This is a genomic window from Bradyrhizobium sp. STM 3809, from assembly GCF_000239795.1.
Classification (GTDB): Bacteria; Pseudomonadota; Alphaproteobacteria; order Rhizobiales; family Xanthobacteraceae; genus Bradyrhizobium.
Window position 1 is genome coordinate 1 of record NZ_CAFJ01000178.1, and the last position, 17,756, is coordinate 17,756.

Sequence of the window (17,756 nt, forward strand, 5' to 3'; positions counted from 1 at the left end):
TACAGGTCTCACCACGTGCACTGCCCGTGCGTATGCCCCTTACCCCGACCCTTTCCCCCGTAAGAACGGGGAGAGGGAGCGCAGCTGCAGCGCGGCACGAGCTTCAGCCCAACGTCAGAAGAGGATTCCTCTCCCAACGACAGCGAGGTGGAGCGCCGCTACGCGGCTGCGCTCCACCCGTGATGGCCCTACTTCCGGCTCAGGTTACGATAATCGACCTGCCGGGTGAACTGGTAGACATAGCCGTCCACCGTCGGCTGCATGACGGCGTCCTGCGCCGCCTGCCAGATCGGGATCTGGAACATCTGGTCGAAATGGATCGCGTTCAGCGCCTTGCCCTCCTCCTCGTACTTCGCCTTGTCGGCCTCGAAGCGCGCCTCCTGCGCGATCTTCTCCAGTTCGGCGTTGTCGGTCGAGGAGTAGTTCCAGCGCTGCTTGCCGGTGTAGAAGTTGCGGTAGAAGTAGTCGGTCGACGGCAGCCAGGCGACGATGCCCTCGATGAAGAACGGCAGCTTCTTCTCGTTGATCGCGGTCGACATCTGCGCATCCGGCAGCTTCTGGATATCGACCTTGATGCCGATCTTGCCGAGCGACTCCTTCACCAGCGCCGCCATCGGCTCGGCGGTCGCCGCCTGGCCGACGTTGAAGCTGAACGTGATCGAGAAGCCGTCGGGCATGCCGGCGTCCTTCAGATAGGCCTTGGCCTTGTCCAGATCGAGCTTGATCGGCTGCGGAATCGGATAGCCGCCGCTCGGCGGCTTGCCGTCGGCCCAGGTCGCGCCGAACAGCGGCGCGCCGCGGCCGAACAATGCCGCCTTGAACATGTCGTCGTAGGGCAGCGCATACGCGATCGCGCGACGGACATTGACGTTGTCGAACGGGGCGATGGTGTTGTTCATCGAGATGAAGGTCACCGCATTGTATTGCGGCGTCGAGATCACCTTGAGCTTGCCCTTGCCTTCGAGCGACTGCACGTCGCTGGCCTGCAGGTCGATCACGAGATCGGCGTCGCCCCGCTCGACCAGATTGGCGCGCGTCGCCGGCTCCGGCACCGACTGGATGATCAACCGCTTGAACGCCGCCGGCTTGTCGGGCGTGCCGCGGTTCCAGGCCTCGTTGCGCTTGGCGATCACCTGCTCGCCGGGCTTGAAGGTCTCGACGATATACGCGCCGCTGCCGGCCGCGTTCTCCTTCGTCCAGTTCAGCGCCCAGGGATCGTCGGCAGTCGCGTGTGCCTTGGCGAGCTTGGAGTTGATGATGATCGGGTAGACGGTCGCGAGGTTCGGCAGCGCCAGTTTGTCCGGCTTCGGCAAGGTGACCTCGATCGTCAAGGGATCGATCACCTTGAACTGATCGGCCGAGGTCAGCGATCCCGTCAGCAGTTGCGCCTTGCCGAGGATCGGCGCGGTGACGCAGCGGTCGAGCGACCATTTGACGTCGTCGGCGGTCACCGGCGAGCCGTCCTGGAACTTGGCATCGGGGCGCAGCTTAAAGGTGATCTTCAGGCCGTCGGGGCTGACGGAATAGGATTCGGCGAGCTCGCCGGTGATCGTGTCCAGATCGAACACCCACTTACCGTTGAGCTGCTTGCGGCCGAACGACACCAGCCGGTCGTAGCTCGACATCGATAGCGCGAAGGCCTCGCGCGTCGAGCCCGGAATGTTCGGATCGAGCGTGTTGACGGTAGCGCCGGTGACGTAGCGCAAGGTCTCGGCCCTGCTCTGGGCATGCGCCGATGGCGCCGCCAAGGTCACTGCGAGCAAGGCGGTCGCCGCGAACAACGAACGTTTGGACATCTCGAAACTCATCGCCCCTGTTCCCTTGTTAGTCTCAAATTCCGGGACTGAAGACAGTCCGCCAGCGGTCACCGACGCCGCCAGCGCAGCAGCAAATCATGTGCCATTGCAGATGACGAGCAAATCCTGATCGATGCGGCGCAGCACGCGGATCAGCACGATCGCTCATGCCTGCCGACCAGCCGCACCGCGACGGACGTCCGCCTGTCTCACATCATAGGCCTGGAAGCTCGCCCAGTGCTTGTCGATATCGGCGGTGAACAGCCCACGCGTCAGGCCATGCGCCAGCTTCGGCACGGCCGTCGTCATCGCGTTGATCGACGATCCCGAAGCGCCGAAGCTCATCGTGGACGCGATGGCGAAGACGTGAATGTCGCGGATCCACGGCGTCTCGCCGGGCGTCCGCTCGCACAGCGCATAGTCGTCGGCGAGATAGGGAAACGCGCCAAGCCGGTCGTTGCGCTCGCTCGGATCGGGCCTATAGCGGTCGGACCAGCGCGCGATGTTGCCGGCAAAGCGCTTCAGCTCCGGTCGCCGCGCAAAATCCATCGTGATGCCGGTGGCGCTGATGACGAAGTCGGCGGTGATCTCGCCTTGCGCGGTCTGCAGCACAACGCCATCGGCGGTCTCGCGCGCGGCCACGATCGGCGCGCCCTCATGCAGATGAAACGCGGCATGAACGGCGCAGCGATCATAGGTGTGCTGCGGAAAGCCTTCGCGCAGCTCGAGCACGGCGCGCATGAAGCGCCAGCGCCACGCGTCGTCCAGCTCGGAGAAGTGCCGCAGAAAGCCGCGGAAGGTGAGCCAGCGATACGGCTGGATCAGCTGGATTTCCGCGCGACGGCACAGCAGGTCCACCCGCGCCGCACCGGTCTCCAGCGCGACGGCGGCGTTGTCGAACGCCGAGGCGCCGGCGCCGATCACGGCGACACGGCGGCCGCGCAGCGTCGCGATGTCGATCTCCGCGCCGGAATGGACGCAGCGCGACGGCGGCAGATGCCGCAGCGGCTCCGGAATGTTCCAGTCACCCATGCCCTCCTGCCCGGTCGCCAGCACGATCTTGCGGGCATGGATCGTCGTCTCGCCGTCCGTGCTGCGGACGGTCGCCTGCAGCAGTCCGCCGGCAGCGGGCGCGATGTCGATGACCTCGCAACCATTGCGGACGGGAAGGTCGAGCACCTCGCGATACCAGACGAGATAATCTGCCCAATATTCGCGCGGGATCAGGTTAAGATCGCGCCAGCTCTGCTCGCCGAACTTCGCCTCGTGCCACGACTGATAGGTCAGGCAGGGAATGTCGAGATCGGGTCCGGTGAAATCCTTCGGGCTGCGCAGCGTGGGCATGCGCGCGTAGCTGAGCCATGGCCCTTCGCTCCCCGCGTCCGCCTTGTCGAGCACGAGGATGTTGCCGACCCGCGAGCGCAGCAGCGCGAACGCGGTCGCAAGGCCCGACTGGCCGCCGCCGACGATCAGCACGTCGAGCGCGGGCCGGCCGTCGGGGCCGGTGACGGGCGTCAGCCATGGCATGCTGGGATGGGCGATCCTGGCAAGATCGCTGCGCACCCGGGCGCTCAGCGCGGCAAGGCCGTCGCTCATGCCGGGCCCCGGAATTGACACGCGCAACCGCGATCGACACGCTTGCTGTCGCTCACGCTCTCTCCATTCGTCAGGTCACCCGGCGCGCAAAGCTTAGCAAAGCACCTCTCGCATCGACCATACCGATTTGTCCGCCGCCCATAACAGCTTGTTATGGGCGGGCTCCGGCCGCTAAGGTCCGCCATCGTCCGCAGCGAGACAAGAGGTCGCATGCCGCTCAATCTGCGCCAGATCGAGGTGTTCCGCGCGATCATGATCACCGGCTCGATCAGCGGTGCCGCCAGGCTGCTGTCGGTCTCGCAGCCGGCGATCAGCCGGCTGCTGGCCTATACCGAGGATGGTCTCAAGCTGAAGCTGTTCGAGCGGATCAGCGGCCGGGTGCAGCCGACGCCCGAGGCCAAGCGGCTGTTCGCCGAGGTCGAGCACATCCATCGCGGCGTCGCGCGCATCAACGATCTCGCCGATGAGCTGCGCGCCGGCGGCACCGGAACCATCCGCGTGGTCGCGAGCCCGAGCGCGGGACACGGCATGGTGCCGGACGCACTGGCGCGGCTGCGGAGCCGCTTTCCGGACCTGCGCGTCGAGTTCGAGTCGCTGACGCTTCGGGAGATCGTCAACCGCGTCGGCACCGCGCGCGCCGATCTCGGCGTCACCGTGCTGCCGGTCGACGAGCCGACGGTCGCCGTGGACACGATCGCGGAAGGCGCGCTGCACGTCATCATGCCGTCGGACCACGCGCTCGCGAAGCTGCGCAGCATCCGGCCGAGGGACATGCTGCCCTACCCGCTAGTCGGCTTCGGTCCGCAGACGCCCTACGGCCACATCGTCACGTCAGCCTTGGCTGGCGGCCCGGAGCCCACGACGATCGTGCGCTACACGCCCGACGCCTGCGCCATGGTCCGCGCCGGCGCCGGCCTTGCCGTGGTCGACGAATTCGTGCTGCGCGGCCGCGCCTGGCCCGACCTCGTGGCGCGCCCGCTCGCGCCGAAGACGCCGATGCGGGCGTATTTGTTGACGCCAAGATTCGAACCACTGTCACGGAATGCCGCAGCGCTTGCCGATATTTTGCGAGGACGAGATCGGAAGGGGACGGCGGGGAAGCGCTGACCGCTTCCGTCCGTTGGAATTCGACCTCTCTCCGCGCAAACAGTGAGCTCCCCTCCCCGCAAGGGGCAGGGCTATCGCATATGGCGATCGATGTTTTGCGCCAATCTCCCTCCGCGTCGTCATGGCCGGGCTTGTCCCGGCCATCCACGTCGTCCGGCGTGCTGAGAACGACGTGGATGCCCGGGACGGGCCCGGGCATGACGATGTGGAAACGGCTTCGCGACACACTCAGATTGGCCAAATGCGATAGGAGCCGACCGCCGTCGTGGCGACGGCTTCGCTTCAAACTAAAGATCAGGCCGCGTCGACGGCTCGTCTGAAACCTCGCGCCGCTCCTAAGCCGCCAGCCATCCGCCATCCACCGGCAGCACGACGCCGGTCGTGAACGACGCCTCTTCGCTGGCGAGAAACAGCGCCGCCGCGGCGACCTCGTCGGCCTCGCCGAACCGCTTCATCGCATGGCGCTGCCGCGAGGCTTCGCGCACCGGCTCGGGATCGGCGTGGCGGGCAAAGCTCCGGCGCAGCAGCGGCGTGTCGATCGCGCCCGGCGCCAGCGCGTTGACGCGGATCCCGTCGGTGGCGAAGTCGACCGCCATGGTGCGGGTCAGGCTGATGATCGCGCCCTTGGCCGCGATATAGGCGCTGTTGCCCTTGCCGCCGGCGACCGCGAGCTGCGACGCCACGGTGATGATCGACCCTGCCTGCTGCGCCTGCATGATCGGCACCGCGGCCTTGGCCCACAGCCAGGTGCCGCCGACATTGGCGCGGAACACCGCGTCCCAGTCGGCCGGATCGGTCGTGACCACGGTGCCGCCGCAGGAGAAACCGGCCGCAAGCATCAGCACGTCGAGCCGGCCGCGCGCCGCCGTGACGCGCTCGACCGTCGCCGTGGCGAAATCGGCATCGCCGACATCGCCAACATGCACGCTGCCCTGGCCGCCGGCCTTGGCCATGAGCAGCAAGGTCTCCTCCGCTCCCGCGGCATCACGATCGACCAGCGCCACGTTCGCGCCCTCGCGCGCAAACATCACGGCGCTGGCGCGGCCGATGCCGGAGCCGCCGCCGGTGATGATCGCGACCTTGCCTGCGAGCCTCATCGTCAATCTCTCCCGTATTGATCGAACCAGCGGCCGAAATGCTCCGCGGAGGCCGCGCAATCGAACCGCGCGCGCCAGCCGAATTCGTCGGCGAGCCGATTCGTCGACAGCCGGCCGCGAATCGGCGCGAACACCGGCACGGTCGGCGTCTCGTCATCCCGCGCCAGGCGGCAGACGAAGCCGGGCCGCGCTTGCGCGAAGGCATCGCCCCAGGCCTCGGCCGTGAACGTCGCCGCATTGGAGATGTTGTAGAGCGAATGCTGCGGCTTCCCGGCTTCCAGCAGCAGGCACACCGCGTCGGCGACGTCGACCGCATAGATCCAGTCCTTGTCGCCGGGCTCGGTCAGCAGCGCCGCCTCGCCGCGCGCGCAGCAGGCCGCGATCAGCGCCTGCGGCGAGGGCGTATCGCGCACGCCGCCGCCGCGCTCGAACGGGCCGAACACGGCCGACAGCCGCACGCTGATGACATCGGTGCTCCAGAGGTCCGACAGCCGCGCGGCGACGCGCTCGGAGGCGAATTTGGTGATCGCATACAGCGACACCGGCTCGCACGGCGTGGTCTCCTCCAGCACCTGATAGCGCTGGCCGCTGGCGCCGTAGGACGCCGCCGAGGACAGATTGACGACGCGGCGAATGCCGCTGCGCCGCGCCGCCTGCAGGATCGGCACCTGCGCCAGCAGGTTCACCGCGAGGATGCGTTCTGGATCGGCGGCATCGCGCTCGGGGCCGGCGGTGATCGCCGCGCCCATCACGACGGCATCGCAGCCGTTGCCGATCGCGGCCGCAACGGCGTTCGGATCGGTGACGTCGCCCTGCACGAGGTGCAGCCGCTCGCGATACGGCGCGAAGGCGCGCTGCGCCGCATCGGGCGGAGCCGCCGCGTCGAAGATCGTCACGGCATGGCCACGCTCCAGCAGACCCTGCGCGATGTTCAGCCCGACGAAGCCGGCTCCGCCGAAGATCAGGACATGCATGCGAGACGCCTCTCCGTCGGGGCCGCATGGTTCGAGACGGCTGCTGGCGCAGCCCCCTCACCATGAGGGTGAGCAGCGACAATGCCGCGCGTCTCGCTCTTTCCCCTCGTGCTGAGGAGGGCGCGAAGCGCCCGTCTCGAAGCAGGAGGCCACGCTGTCATCATCCCGCTCACAGCAGCTTCGCCCCAAAGTTCTGCTCGGGGTCCATGTCCGCCACCAGCCGCCCGGTCGGCTTCGCCGCCTCGCCGCCGCTGCGGGCGAGGAACTGGCCGGAGCCGGGCTGCACCGACAGTTTGCCATCGTCGACGATGACGCGGCCGCGCGACAGCACGGTGACCGGCCAGCCCTGGACGCTGCGGCCGGCGAACGGCGTGTAGCCGGCGAGGTCGTGCATCATCTCATCGGTGATCGTCACGCGCTTGTCCGGGTTCCACAGCGCGATGTCGGCATCGGCGCCGATCGCGATCGCGCCCTTCTTGGGATGCAGATTGTAGATCTTGGCCGGCGCCGTCGCAGTGAGCTCGACGAACTTGTTGAGGCCGAGCCGGCCCTTGGACACCATCGCATCGAACAGCAGCGGCAGCCGCAGCTCCAGACCCGGCAGGCCATTGGCGATCTGCTTGAAATTGGGATTAGGTCCGGCGCGCAGCTTGCCGGTCTCGTCGAAGCGATACGGCGCGTGGTCCGACGAGATGGTCTGCAGATCGCCGAGCGACAGCGCCTGCCACAGCGCCTCCTGGTCGGGTGCGCGGCGCGGCGGCGGGCTGCACATCCACTTCGCGCCCTCGATGCCGGGCTTGTCGAGATCGTCGGCCGTCATGAACAGATATTGCGGACAGGTCTCCGCGAACACCTTCAGCCCCTGCCCGCGCGCATCGCGGATGACCTTGGCGCCTTCCGCGGTCGAGACGTGGAAGATCATGATCGGCTGATCGACCAGCGCCGCCATGCCGATCAGCCGGTTGAACGCCTCGGCCTCGGAGAAGCGCGCGTGGCTGATGGCGTGATATTTCGGCGCGGTATAGCCGCGCGCCAGCAGCCGCTTCACCATCCAGGAGATGATGCCGTGGTTCTCGGCATGCGCGCACAGCATCGCGCCGCCCTCGCGCGCGGCGACGAGAATGTCGAGCAGCGGCTCGTCGTCGATCTTGAGCCGGTCGTAGGTCATGAAGATCTTGATCGAGCCGTGGCCCTGCCGGATCAGCGCGGGAAGATCGCGCTCCAAGGTCTCCTTGGTGGGATCGGCGATGATCATGTGGAACGCGTAGTCGATGACCGCGCCCTTGCGCGCCAGCGCGTGATAGTCCTCCAGCACCTGCGGCAGCTGCATCCCGACATGCTGTGCGGCAAAGGAGATGACTGACGTGGTGCCGCCGAACGCCGCTGATGTCGTCGCGCTCTCGAACGTGTCGGCATTGACGATGCCGGCCGCCGAGAGCTGCTCGATATGGCAGTGGCTGTCGACGCCGCCCGGCAGCACATACTTGCCGCGCGCGTCGATCTCGCGCTTCGCGGGACCCAGCCCGCGGCCGATCGCCGCGATGGTCTCGCCGGAGATGGCGACATCGGCGTCGAACGTATCGGTCGTGGTGGCGACGCGCCCTCCCCGGATGATCAGGTCATAGGCCGGCTCGGTCATCGCGATCTCCTGAGTTCTGCCAGATGGAACGCCGTGGACGCGCGAAGCCGCGTCGGCCTGCTTGCGTCCGCCACGGCATAGTGGTTGCCTGTCGGGCGACGTCAACAGCGAAGAAGCAGGCCCCTCCCATGTCCCGCCCGCGCATCACCGTGATCAACCCGAACTCCAACCAGGTGGTGACCGACGGCCTCGCGGCGGCGCTCAAGCCGCTGATGTTCGCGGAGGGGCCGGAGATCGTCTGCGAGACCTTGAAGGAAGGCCCCTACGGCATCGAGAGCCAGAAGGATGCCGACAGCGTCACCCTGCCGCTGCGGCGTTTCGTCGAGGGCGACAATGCGTCCAGCGCCTTCGTCATCGCCTGCTACAGCGATCCGGGCCTGCATGTCTGCCGCGAGGCGACGGCGCGGCCGGTGCTCGGCATCGCCGAATGCGGCGTGCTGACCGCGCTGACCCGCGCCGATACGTTCGGCGTGCTCGCGATCGCGCAGCGCTCGATCCGCCGCCACATCCGCTACCTCCGCCAAATGGGCCTCATGGACCGGCTGGCGGCCGAGCGGCCGCTCGACATGACGGTGGCGGAGACGGCGTCGGGCGAAGGCACGCTGGCCAAGATGATCACGGTCGGCCGCGCGCTGAAGGACGAGGACGGCGCCGGCGCTATCGTCATGGGCTGCGCCGGCATGGCGCGGCATCGCAAGAATTTGGAGGACGCGCTGGGGATTCCGGTGATCGATCCGACTCAGGCCGCGGTGACAATGGCGCTGGGTGCTGTGGCGTTTGCAGGATGATCACAGGACTTGCTGATCTCGCGACCGACGCTGCGTCGATCTACCCGGCTGACCGCCTCACCCACCGCCGTCGTCCCGGCCTTGAGCCGGGACCCATAACCACCGGCCGCGGTGAGGCAGGCAACTAGCAGTGACGTTCCTCGATAGATTCCGCGGTATGGGTCCCGGCTTTCGCCGGGACGACACCGAATTTGCACCGGCGCGCTCGCTTGCATGGACCTGCCCGTCTGCCACCCCACCCTCCGCCGTCGTCCCGGCCTTGAGCCGGGACCCATAACCACCGGCCGTGATGAGGCAGGCGACTACCAGCGACGTCCCTCGGTAGACTCCGCGGCATGGGTCCCGGCGTTCGCCGGAACGACACCGTTGGTGTCGCTGCATGCGTGCCTCACAGTTGCTCACGCTCGCTCGGCTCCCTCGCCGCCCTACTCCGGCGGCACGGCGCCCGTCCGGCTGGTGATCAGTCCGTAATGCTCCACCCGCCGGTGCCTCGCGAAGTCGAAGATCGTCTGCTTGCCGAACCTCGTCGCATCCATATCGCACGCCGCCACCAGCACCTCGTCGCCTTCGGTCGCCGCCTCCGCGACGATCTCGCCGTCGGGATTGACGATCAGGCTGCCGCCGATCAGATGATGGCCATCTTCCAACCCGGCCTTGGCGACCGACACCACCCAGCACGAGTTCTGATAGGCGCCGGCCTGCGCCGAGAGACGGTTGTGGAACAGCCGCTGCTGCAGGCCCTCCGCTGATTTCAGCGAGTTCACCGACGGCGTGTTGTAGCCGATCAGCACCAGTTCGACGTCCTGCAGCCCCATCACGCGATAGGTCTCAGGCCAGCGGCGGTCGTTGCAGATCGCCATGCCCATGATGCCGCCGAGATTGCGCCAGACCGGAAAGCCGAGATCGCCCGGCTCGAAATAGCGCTTCTCGAGATGCTGGTGGCTACGCTCCGGCTCGAACTCTTCGTGCCCCGGCAGATGCACCTTGCGGTACTTGCCGACGATACGGCTCGCGCGATCGGTCAGGATGGCGGTGTTGTAGTGATGCCCGTCCGGTGTCAGCTCGGCATAGCCGAGATACATCGCGATGCCATGTTCAGCCGCGCGGTCGAACAGCGGCTGCACGGCAGCGTTTGGCATCGTCTTTTCGAACCACGCATCGACCTCGTCCTGATCCTCCATGTACCAGCGCGGAAAAAACGTGGTCAGCGCCAGCTCGGGATAGACGATGAGGTCGGCCCCCTTGCGCTTGGCCTCGTCCAGCAGCGCGATCATGCGCGCGACGACCGCCTCGCGGCTGTCGGCGCGCTGGATCGGCCCCATCTGGGCGGCAGCAACATTGATGACACGCATGGTGTAGCTCCCATAATTACCCCGCCGTCATTGCGAGCGAAGCGAAGCAATCCAGGGCCGCGCGAGGACCCTGGATTGCTTCGTCGCTGCGCTCCTCGCAATGACGGGTGTTGAATGACCTTGATCCCAACCGCTCAGTCCGTAGGGTGGGCAAAGCGGCGGCTTGCTCGGTACACCGACAAGCGACGGCAGAAGCGTGCCCACCGTGGTCGAGCACCGCGGTTCGAGATGGTGGGCACGGCGCGCAATCGAGCTGTGAATGCCGCACCATGGTCGTACGCGCCTTTGCCCACCCTACGGATCCCATCATCATTCCGGCCGATGCAGCACGGGGCGCGCGCGCGAGAACGACGGACGGCCGCGCTTGAGGCCCCACAGCGGCTGCGCCAGCGTTGCCACCGCCTCGGTCGAATCGCGGGCATCGATGCAGACGAGATCAGCCGGCGCGCCAACCTTCACGCCGTAGTCATCCAGCCGCATCAGCCTGGCCGCGTCATGCGTCACCATGTCCAAGCAGCCGGCGAGATGGTCCGGCCGCGAGACATGGCAGACATTGGCGTACAGATTGGCCATGCGGATCAGCGAGCCGTCGCCATAGGGCGTGAACGGGTTGAGCACATTGTTGGTCGACAGCGAGCAGGTCACGCCCTTGTCGCGGAGCGGCTGCAGCGGCACGACGCCGCGCGGGATGGCATGATCCTGTCGGCGACCCATCAGGTGCAGGTCGGTCGACGGCAGCACGGTGACGGCGACGCCGGCGTTGGCGAGCTGCGTTGCGATCGTGTTGAATCGGTCCGGCGGCAGCAGCGACAGCTGCGTGACATGGCCGACCGCGACGCGGCCGCCCCAGCCATATTCTTCCGTCTTGCGGCAGACATATTCGATCTGCATGTGGTCGAGCGTCTCGGCGAGATCGAGATGCATGTCGATGTCGACGTCGAACTCGCGCGCGATCGCGAAGATGCGGTCGATCTGCGCCGGCGGATCGGAGTCGAAATAGGGCGCGGCGCCGATCGTACGCGCGCCGCGGCGCAGGCCCTCGATCAGCAGTTCCTCGGTGCCCGGATAGTTCGTCAGGCCCTCCTGCGGAAACACGCAGATCTCGAGATCGAGCGCCCAGGCATAGTCGCGCGCAAGCTCTCGGATCGCCTCGAACGCAGTGAAGCCGATGCCGGGATCGAGCTCGACATGGGTGCGCATCCGCATCGTGCCGTGGCTGACGCAGCGCTCCACCGTCTGCTTCGCCCTCGCATGGACATCCTGGGCGGTGAAGTTGCGCTTCGCGGCCGCCGTCTCGCGCACGGCCTCGGCCACCGTGCCTTCCTTGATCGTGCAGCGGTCGAGGATGCAGGTCTTGTCGAGATGGATATGCGTCTCGATGAAGCCGGGCACGACGAGGCAATTCTCCGCGTTGCGCACCTCGCCGTCCGCCGGCAGCGCCGCTTCGATGGCCACGATGCGGCCTTTGGAAATTCCGATATCGGCATGGCGCAGTTCGCCCTGCCCCGCCAGCATTGCGTTGCGAATGATCAGGTCCATGCCGTCCTTGCCACCGGTGACTCCACCCCCGCCAAGCTGGCGGCGTCGCGTCCAAAAGGCAAGCGGCATGCCAGCAGGCCGGACTGCGCTGCATTGCAAGCCGGCCGCCGTCACCATTCGTTTACAAATAGATGCCGCCGGGGACACCCTTGTTTGCTGCGGAAAAACTGCTATATTGATGCATGGAAAACGTGAACTCGTTCTGCTCAGGCCCGTCGTCAAGGCGGGCCGTTGCCGTTTTGGGGGTGGCTGTCCGATGACTCGCTCCAACCGCACGGATCACATCCGCCTGACCTCGCACCCGGTGCCAGGCGCCAAGCATAACTTCCCGCTCCACTGGGGCGCGGCAAGCGCGCGCGAGCGCGGCCCGGTGATCGGCACGGTGTCGCGGCCGCAGGATCGCAACGTCATCGGCAGCCATGGCGGCTCCTACACGGTCTACCGCGCGCTCGCGGTCTCCTCCGGCGCGCTCGATCCGATCCGCCGCCCGGACCTCACCAACACCCATCCCGCCGCCACCATCGGCCCGTTCGACCAGTGGCGCGATCCAGCCAAGATCGTCGCGCTCGATCCCTGGGGCCACCTGGTCGCGGAAAATTTCGGCGGCGAGATCGCCGAAGGCATCGACATCCGGCCGACCATCGCGGTGACCAAGGCGCGCATCGAGCTGCCGGAGCTGCATGCCGCGCTCGCCGCGAAGCGCCTCGTCCATGACGGCAACGTCGTGCATGCCAATGGCAGCGTGTCGGTGGTCAAGATCGCGATCGACCCGGTGTGGTACCTGCCGGGTGTCGCCGCGCGCTTCGGCACCAGCGAGACCAATCTGCGTCGTGGCCTGTTCGAGCAGACCGGCGGCATGTATCCGGAGCTGGTGACGCGGCCGGACCTGCAGGTCTTCCTGCCGCCGATCGGCGGCACCACGGTCTATCTGTTCGGCGACGTCACCAAGCTGAATGATTCCAGGACCAAGATCACATGTCGCGTGCATGACGAGTGCAACGGCTCCGACGTGTTCGGCTCGGACATCTGCACCTGCCGCCCCTATCTGATCCACGGCATCGAGGAATGCGTTGCCGCGGGCCAGAACGGCGGCCTCGGCATCATCGTCTACAACCGCAAGGAAGGCCGCGCGCTCGGCGAGGTCACCAAGTTCCTCGTCTACAATGCGCGCAAGCGCCAGGAGGACGGCGACGCCGCGGCCGCTTACTTCGAGCGCACCGAATGCGTCGCCGGCGTGCAGGATGCGCGTTTCCAGCAGCTGATGCCTGATGTCATCCACTGGCTCGGCATCAAGCGGATCGACCGCTTCATCTCGATGAGCGACATGAAACACGATGCGCTGGTCGGCCAGGGCGTCGACATCGTCGAGCGCGTGCCGATCCCCGACGAGCTGATCCCGGCCGACGCCCATGTCGAGATCGCGGCGAAGAAGGCCGCCGGCTATTTCTCGCTGGAGCCGCAGAAGCCGCAGGAGCTTGGCGACACCGTCGGCCGCCCGCTCGAGAAGTACTGAGCGCAGCGGCCGATCATGACGGATGTCTCCTATCTCCTGTCCGCCCGCGCCGTGCGCGAGCGGGCGCATCAACTGCTTGCGCTCGGCCTCGACGGCAGGCTGCCGCATTTCCGCATCGATCTCGCCAAGCTCGATGCCATCGCCGATCTCGTGCGCGACGTGACCAACACGGCGTATCCGAGCGGCGAGGTGCCGTTCCACTCGCGCTGGCGGCACTTCGTGGTCGGCGGCGTCGACCGCTGGGCTGCGATCGCGGCGAAGGCGCCCTGGCCGGATGCAGCCGCGCGAGCGCGGGCCGAGTTCGACCTTGCGATCACCAGCGTGCTGCTCGATGCCGGCGCCGGTGCGGCTTGGCGCTATCAGGACGCCGTGACCGGTACGCGCATCGGCCGCTCCGAGGGGCTGGCGCTGGCGAGCCTCGACATGTTTGCCAGCGGCGCGTTCTCCGCCGACGCCGGCAATCCACTGCGCGCCGATGCGGCGAAGCTGCGAGAGCTCACCGTCGCCGATCTCGAACGCGGCTTTCAGGTGAGCGCTGACAATCCCCTGGTCGGGCTGGACGGCCGCGTAGCGCTGCTGCGCCGGCTCGGCGAGGTCACGGCGGCAAAGCCGGAGGTGTTCGGAACCAAGGATGGCCCGCGTCCCGGCGGCCTGTTCGATCAGCTCGCCGCTACGGCGACCGGTGGCCGTCTCCCGGCCGCCGACATCCTGCAGCAGGTGCTGCTGCAGCTCGGCCCGATCTGGCCATCGCGGCTGACCTTGCAGGGCATCGCGCTCGGCGACTGCTGGCGGCATGCCGCCCTGGTCACCGCAGATGCCACCACCGGCCTCGTCCCGCTGCACAAGCTGTCGCAATGGCTGAGCTATTCGCTGATCGAACCGCTGCAGCGCGCTGGCCTCGTGGTCGACGACATTGACGGTCTGACCGGCCTCGCCGAATACCGCAATGGCGGCCTGTTCGTCGACGGCGGCGTGCTGATTTTGCGCGATCCCGCCGATGCCGCGCGGGCGCACGCGGTGGACTCGCCGCTGGTGGTGGAATGGCGCGCGCTCACCGTCGCCCTGCTCGATCGCCTCGCCGCCCTGATCCGCCAGCACACCGGCCAGACCGCAGAGCAACTGCCCTTGGCGCGCATCCTCGAAGGCGGTACCTGGGCAACGGGGCGCAAGCTCGCCTTCGCCCGCCGCCCCGACGGCTCGCCGCCGCTCACCATCATCAGCGACGGCACGGTGTTTTAAGGGGTTTGAGTCACAATCGCCTACTCGCAGCTACGTCATTGCGAGCGAAGCGAAGCAATCCAGGGGCGAAAAAGAAAGTCTGGATTGCGTCGTCGCGGAGCTTGTCATCGGGCCGCGCTTTGCGCGGACCCGTTGGCTCCTCGCAATGACGAAACTGATCAGTTGCACGTAGGGTGGGCAAAGCGCAGCGTGCCCACCACTGCCATCTGAGCTAGGATCGCGGTGGGCACGGCGCGTGGCGCCTTGCCCACCCTACGGAGAACAAAGCCATGGAAGGCGTCACGGTCGTCGATCATCCGCTGGTGCAGCACAAGCTGACCCTGATCCGCGACAAGTCGATCTCGACCAAGTCGTTCCGCGAGCTCCTGAAGGAGATCGGCATGCTGCTGTGCTACGAGGTCACGCGCGACCTGCCGCTGACGGAGGTCGAGGTCGAGACGCCGCTGGCGCGGATGCAGTCGGCCAAGATCGCCGGCAAGAAGCTGGTGTTCGTGCCGGTGCTGCGCGCCGGCGTCACCTTCGTCGACGGCATGCTCGACCTGGTGCCGACCGCCCGCGTCGCCCATATCGGCCTCTACCGTGAGCCGCACACCTTCACCGCCGTGGAGTACTTCTTCAAGGCCCCGTCCGATCTGCAGGAGCGCCTCGCCGTCGTGGTGACGCCGGTGCTGGCAACCGGCAACAGCGCGGTTGCCGCCGTCGACCGGCTCAAGGAGCGCGGCGCCAAGGACATCCGCATGGTCTGCATGATCGCCGCCCCCGAAGGCGTCGAACGCGTCCGCGGCCTGCACCCCGACGTCACCTTGTGGACCGCCGCCATCGATGATGGCCTCGACGACGACGCCTTCATCGTTCCCGGCCTCGGCGACGCGGGCGACCGGGCGTATGGCACGCGGTAAGGCTGTCGGTCAATGTTGCGGCCCATCCTTCGAGACGCATCGCTTACGCGATGCTCCTCAGGATGAGGTCGAGTTCGCGGATCGAATTGAACTGCTGCCGGGGCATCGCTCGCAACCCTCATGGTGAGGAGCGTCGCCCTTGCGACGCGTCTCGAACCATGAGGCCCCATGCTGTCGATCATCGCTTCCCAAACCCATCGGCCCACCGCCGATGAAACCGCGCCTGCTGCTCGACCGTGGCTGGCACCACGGTCTCGTCGGCTTGGAAGATGTTGACCATGTCTTTCATCCGGCCCGGCTCGCCGAGACGCATCTTGTAGGCCAGGGTCGCCGGTCCCATGTCACGCTGCATTCCCGAGGGATAGACGTTCTCGCTGGCACCGAAGCAGCACAGCAGCGCGCCGCGTTTTTCCAGCTCGAGCCGCCCGCAGCCTGGCTTCGTGCATCGCAGGCCGCTAATCCACCGCCACCGGCTCGACGACGCCGGCCCGCTCGGTGATGACCTTGTACTGATCGGGGCGGCGATGCGCCGCGAAGTTGAACATCTTGTCCTTGCCCTGCCGGCACGCATCGAGATCGATGTCGGCGACCAGGACCTCGTCCGCGAGCGTCGTCGCCTGCGCGACGATGCAGCCATTGGGATCGACGATGCAGGAGCCGCCGATCAGTCCGCTGCCGTCCTCGTCGCCCGCCTTGGCCACGGCGATCGCCCAGGTCGCGTTCATATAGGCATTGGCCTGCGCCACCAGCGTCGAGTGGAACGTGCGCAACGACGCATCCTCAGTGTTGCCGCCGTTCGGATCATAGGCCGCGGAGTTGTAGCCGACGCAGACCAGCTCAACGCCTTGCATCCCGAGCACGCGCCAGGATTCCGGCCAGCGCCTGTCGTTGCAGATCATCATGCCCATGATCGCACCGCCCCATTCGGGACCGGCCCGCACCGCCGGAAAGCCGAGATCGCCATAGCCGAAATAGCGCTTTTCGAGCTGCTGATATTTGGCTCCTTCGCGCGGCTCGACCGAGCCCGGCAGATGGACCTTGCGGTACTTGCTGATGATCTGGCCGTCGGCATCGACCAGGACGGCGCTGTTGAAACGCCGACCGTCCGGCGTCAGCTCGGCATAGCCGACATAGAAGCCAACGCGCAGTTCGCGCGCGCGGTCGAACAGCGCAGCCACCGAAGGGTTGGGCATCGACCTCTCGAAATAGCTGTCGAGCGCATCGCCCTCCAGGATCCAGCGCGGAAAGAACGTGGTGAAGGCGAGTTCCGGAAACACCACCAGCGTCGCACCCTGCGCGGCCGCGCCCTCCAGCAGCGCAATCATCCGCGCGAGCGTGTGCGCGCGGCTGTCGGCCCGTTGCGTCGGGCCCATCTGGGCAGCGGCGGCGCGAAAGATACGACTCACGGCGATCTCCAATCTGCGCGCGACCAGCGTCACCGGCGCCATTGCCGGCCGTCCAGCGCGCGACAGGTTGCGATCAAACGAAACCGGCGCAGAAAATGCAACGTGCTTGACGGCAAGGGCGCCATGAAAAATGCAACGGCTGCATCAATCGCTGCCGCACATCAGAGGCGCATGACCATCGCGCCTGCAACTACGTTCCGAGCTTACGTTGTTCCGAGCTTACGTTCACGCGCCACGCCCGGTCCGGTGCAGGAGCCTCGCCCGCATGGCGGCAAGGCTCCCGCCAGTCGATGCTATGCGCGCGCCAGCTCGATGTCGTGGGTCTGCTTGGTCTCGGCGTCGTACACCTTGATCTGCAACATCGGGAAGCGGCGCTTGAGGTCATGCGCGCCGTTATGCGCGCCGTCCTTGGTCTTGAATTCGGTCTTGATCTGGCCATCGACGACGACCGCATAGCCGGTCAGCGGAAGGTCGTTGCCGGATTTGTCTTGAGCAGGCTTGTTGTGGACAGACTTCTCTTGGGCAGACTTGAGCATTGCGAGCCGACGTCGATTCGTGAGTTGCGGGGATGCCGGGTGCGCGGATCTCCGCGCCTCGAACGACACCGATGTAAGGTGAGTCTGTCGCGACGAGCAAGCGAAGACGCGTTCTGCACAAGCAGGGCGATTACGGTTCAACCTGACAGCGCGATCGCGCGCGGCCGACATTTGAGGCTGCTTCGTTCCGGCGGCCGGAACAGTAAACGCCGAAGCCCGCCCTTGACCGTTCGTTTACCTCGCGGCCGGCCACGACATCGTGACATTGATGCAGG

15 protein-coding genes are annotated in these 17,756 nt (G+C 66.8%); 5 read left to right on the forward strand and 10 right to left on the reverse strand.

The genetic code is table 11. The features are described 5' to 3' along the window. Positions 1–188: 188 nt before the first annotated feature. The gene (locus BRAS3809_RS09780) at positions 189–1,808 is read right to left on the reverse strand and encodes an ABC transporter substrate-binding protein (RefSeq protein WP_008961924.1); all 1,620 of its coding nucleotides are present in this window, start codon (positions 1,806–1,808) and stop codon (positions 189–191) included. Between the two features lie 153 nt (positions 1,809–1,961). Further along, positions 1,962–3,392 carry an NAD(P)-binding domain-containing protein gene (locus BRAS3809_RS09785; protein ID WP_008961925.1) on the reverse strand — a complete coding sequence of 477 codons (1,431 nt, stop codon included), beginning with the start codon at positions 3,390–3,392 and terminating at the stop codon, positions 1,962–1,964. A gap of 210 nt (positions 3,393–3,602) precedes the next feature. Here BRAS3809_RS09785 and BRAS3809_RS09790 point away from each other — a divergent pair, with 210 nt between their 5' ends. After that, positions 3,603–4,499 carry a LysR substrate-binding domain-containing protein gene (locus BRAS3809_RS09790; RefSeq protein ID WP_008961926.1) on the forward strand — a complete coding sequence of 299 codons (897 nt, stop codon included), beginning with the start codon at positions 3,603–3,605 and terminating at the stop codon, positions 4,497–4,499. A 335-nt stretch (positions 4,500–4,834) separates the two neighbouring features. Here the strand turns inward: BRAS3809_RS09790 and BRAS3809_RS09795 are convergent, their stop codons facing one another. From BRAS3809_RS09795 to hydA, 3 genes are all read right to left on the reverse strand, one after another. Beyond that, entirely contained in the window at positions 4,835–5,596 is a 762-nt protein-coding gene (locus BRAS3809_RS09795; RefSeq protein WP_008961927.1) for an SDR family oxidoreductase, read from the reverse strand. A gap of 2 nt (positions 5,597–5,598) precedes the next feature. Continuing rightward, positions 5,599–6,570, reverse strand: coding sequence for an NAD-dependent epimerase/dehydratase family protein (locus BRAS3809_RS09800; RefSeq protein WP_008961928.1), 972 nt, complete (start codon positions 6,568–6,570; stop codon positions 5,599–5,601). Positions 6,571–6,739: 169 nt separating this feature from the next. Next, the gene (gene hydA, locus BRAS3809_RS09805; RefSeq protein ID WP_008961929.1) at positions 6,740–8,209 is read right to left on the reverse strand and encodes a dihydropyrimidinase; all 1,470 of its coding nucleotides are present in this window, start codon (positions 8,207–8,209) and stop codon (positions 6,740–6,742) included. Positions 8,210–8,337: 128 nt separating this feature from the next. On the opposite strand from hydA, the gene BRAS3809_RS09810 reads away from it, so the two are divergent. Further along, positions 8,338–8,997 carry an aspartate/glutamate racemase family protein gene (locus tag BRAS3809_RS09810; protein ID WP_170323269.1) on the forward strand — a complete coding sequence of 220 codons (660 nt, stop codon included), beginning with the start codon at positions 8,338–8,340 and terminating at the stop codon, positions 8,995–8,997. A gap of 425 nt (positions 8,998–9,422) precedes the next feature. On the opposite strand, the gene BRAS3809_RS09815 is transcribed toward BRAS3809_RS09810, so the two are convergent. Together BRAS3809_RS09815 and BRAS3809_RS09820 are read right to left on the reverse strand one after the other, a co-directional pair. Continuing rightward, complete coding sequence (locus BRAS3809_RS09815) at positions 9,423–10,349, reverse strand: N-carbamoyl-D-amino-acid hydrolase (protein ID WP_008961931.1); 927 nt, start codon at positions 10,347–10,349, stop codon at positions 9,423–9,425. A 309-nt stretch (positions 10,350–10,658) separates the two neighbouring features. Then, entirely contained in the window at positions 10,659–11,888 is a 1,230-nt protein-coding gene (locus BRAS3809_RS09820) for an amidohydrolase family protein (RefSeq protein ID WP_035655906.1), read from the reverse strand. A 256-nt stretch (positions 11,889–12,144) separates the two neighbouring features. Between BRAS3809_RS09820 and BRAS3809_RS09825 the strand changes: the two genes are divergently transcribed. The 3 genes from BRAS3809_RS09825 (at position 12,145) to upp (ending at position 15,539) form a co-directional block, all read left to right on the forward strand. Then, positions 12,145–13,401, forward strand: coding sequence for a GTP cyclohydrolase II (locus BRAS3809_RS09825; protein WP_008961934.1), 1,257 nt, complete (start codon positions 12,145–12,147; stop codon positions 13,399–13,401). A gap of 15 nt (positions 13,402–13,416) precedes the next feature. Further along, a complete protein-coding gene (locus BRAS3809_RS09830; protein ID WP_008961935.1) occupies positions 13,417–14,640 on the forward strand; it encodes a URC4/urg3 family protein in 1,224 nt (407 codons plus the stop codon). Between the two features lie 269 nt (positions 14,641–14,909). Further along, entirely contained in the window at positions 14,910–15,539 is a 630-nt protein-coding gene (upp, locus tag BRAS3809_RS09835; RefSeq protein ID WP_008961936.1) for a uracil phosphoribosyltransferase, read from the forward strand. Positions 15,540–15,717: 178 nt separating this feature from the next. Here the strand turns inward: upp and BRAS3809_RS36545 are convergent, their stop codons facing one another. The 3 genes from BRAS3809_RS36545 to BRAS3809_RS09850 form a co-directional block, all read right to left on the reverse strand. Beyond that, positions 15,718–15,879 carry a hypothetical protein gene (locus BRAS3809_RS36545; RefSeq protein ID WP_008961937.1) on the reverse strand — a complete coding sequence of 54 codons (162 nt, stop codon included), beginning with the start codon at positions 15,877–15,879 and terminating at the stop codon, positions 15,718–15,720. Between the two features lie 115 nt (positions 15,880–15,994). Further along, the gene (locus BRAS3809_RS09845; protein WP_008961938.1) at positions 15,995–16,912 is read right to left on the reverse strand and encodes an N-carbamoyl-D-amino-acid hydrolase; all 918 of its coding nucleotides are present in this window, start codon (positions 16,910–16,912) and stop codon (positions 15,995–15,997) included. Positions 16,913–17,238: 326 nt separating this feature from the next. Then, on the reverse strand, positions 17,239–17,481 hold the full coding sequence (locus tag BRAS3809_RS09850) for a hypothetical protein (RefSeq protein ID WP_006612869.1): 243 nt from the start codon (positions 17,479–17,481) through the stop codon (positions 17,239–17,241). Positions 17,482–17,756 lie beyond the last annotated feature (275 nt).

Bases quoted from the DNA above. Each gene is read 5' to 3' on its own strand.
- BRAS3809_RS09780 (WP_008961924.1), bottom strand. From the start codon at position 1,808: ATGAGTTTCGAGATGTCCAAACGTTCGTTGTTCGCGGCGACCGCCTTG.
- upp (WP_008961936.1), top strand. From the start codon at position 14,910: ATGGAAGGCGTCACGGTCGTCGATCATCCGCTGGTGCAGCACAAGCTG.
- BRAS3809_RS09785 (WP_008961925.1), bottom strand. From the start codon at position 3,392: ATGAGCGACGGCCTTGCCGCGCTGAGCGCCCGGGTGCGCAGCGATCTT.
- BRAS3809_RS09815 (WP_008961931.1), bottom strand. From the start codon at position 10,349: ATGCGTGTCATCAATGTTGCTGCCGCCCAGATGGGGCCGATCCAGCGC.
- BRAS3809_RS09820 (WP_035655906.1), bottom strand. From the start codon at position 11,888: ATGGACCTGATCATTCGCAACGCAATGCTGGCGGGGCAGGGCGAACTG.
- BRAS3809_RS09790 (WP_008961926.1), top strand. From the start codon at position 3,603: ATGCCGCTCAATCTGCGCCAGATCGAGGTGTTCCGCGCGATCATGATC.
- hydA (WP_008961929.1), bottom strand. From the start codon at position 8,209: ATGACCGAGCCGGCCTATGACCTGATCATCCGGGGAGGGCGCGTCGCC.
- BRAS3809_RS09810 (WP_170323269.1), top strand. From the start codon at position 8,338: ATGTCCCGCCCGCGCATCACCGTGATCAACCCGAACTCCAACCAGGTG.
- BRAS3809_RS09845 (WP_008961938.1), bottom strand. From the start codon at position 16,912: ATGGGCCCGACGCAACGGGCCGACAGCCGCGCGCACACGCTCGCGCGG.
- BRAS3809_RS09850 (WP_006612869.1), bottom strand. From the start codon at position 17,481: ATGCTCAAGTCTGCCCAAGAGAAGTCTGTCCACAACAAGCCTGCTCAA.
- BRAS3809_RS09795 (WP_008961927.1), bottom strand. From the start codon at position 5,596: ATGAGGCTCGCAGGCAAGGTCGCGATCATCACCGGCGGCGGCTCCGGC.
- BRAS3809_RS09800 (WP_008961928.1), bottom strand. From the start codon at position 6,570: ATGCATGTCCTGATCTTCGGCGGAGCCGGCTTCGTCGGGCTGAACATC.
- BRAS3809_RS09830 (WP_008961935.1), top strand. From the start codon at position 13,417: ATGACGGATGTCTCCTATCTCCTGTCCGCCCGCGCCGTGCGCGAGCGG.
- BRAS3809_RS09825 (WP_008961934.1), top strand. From the start codon at position 12,145: ATGACTCGCTCCAACCGCACGGATCACATCCGCCTGACCTCGCACCCG.
- BRAS3809_RS36545 (WP_008961937.1), bottom strand. From the start codon at position 15,879: ATGGGACCGGCGACCCTGGCCTACAAGATGCGTCTCGGCGAGCCGGGC.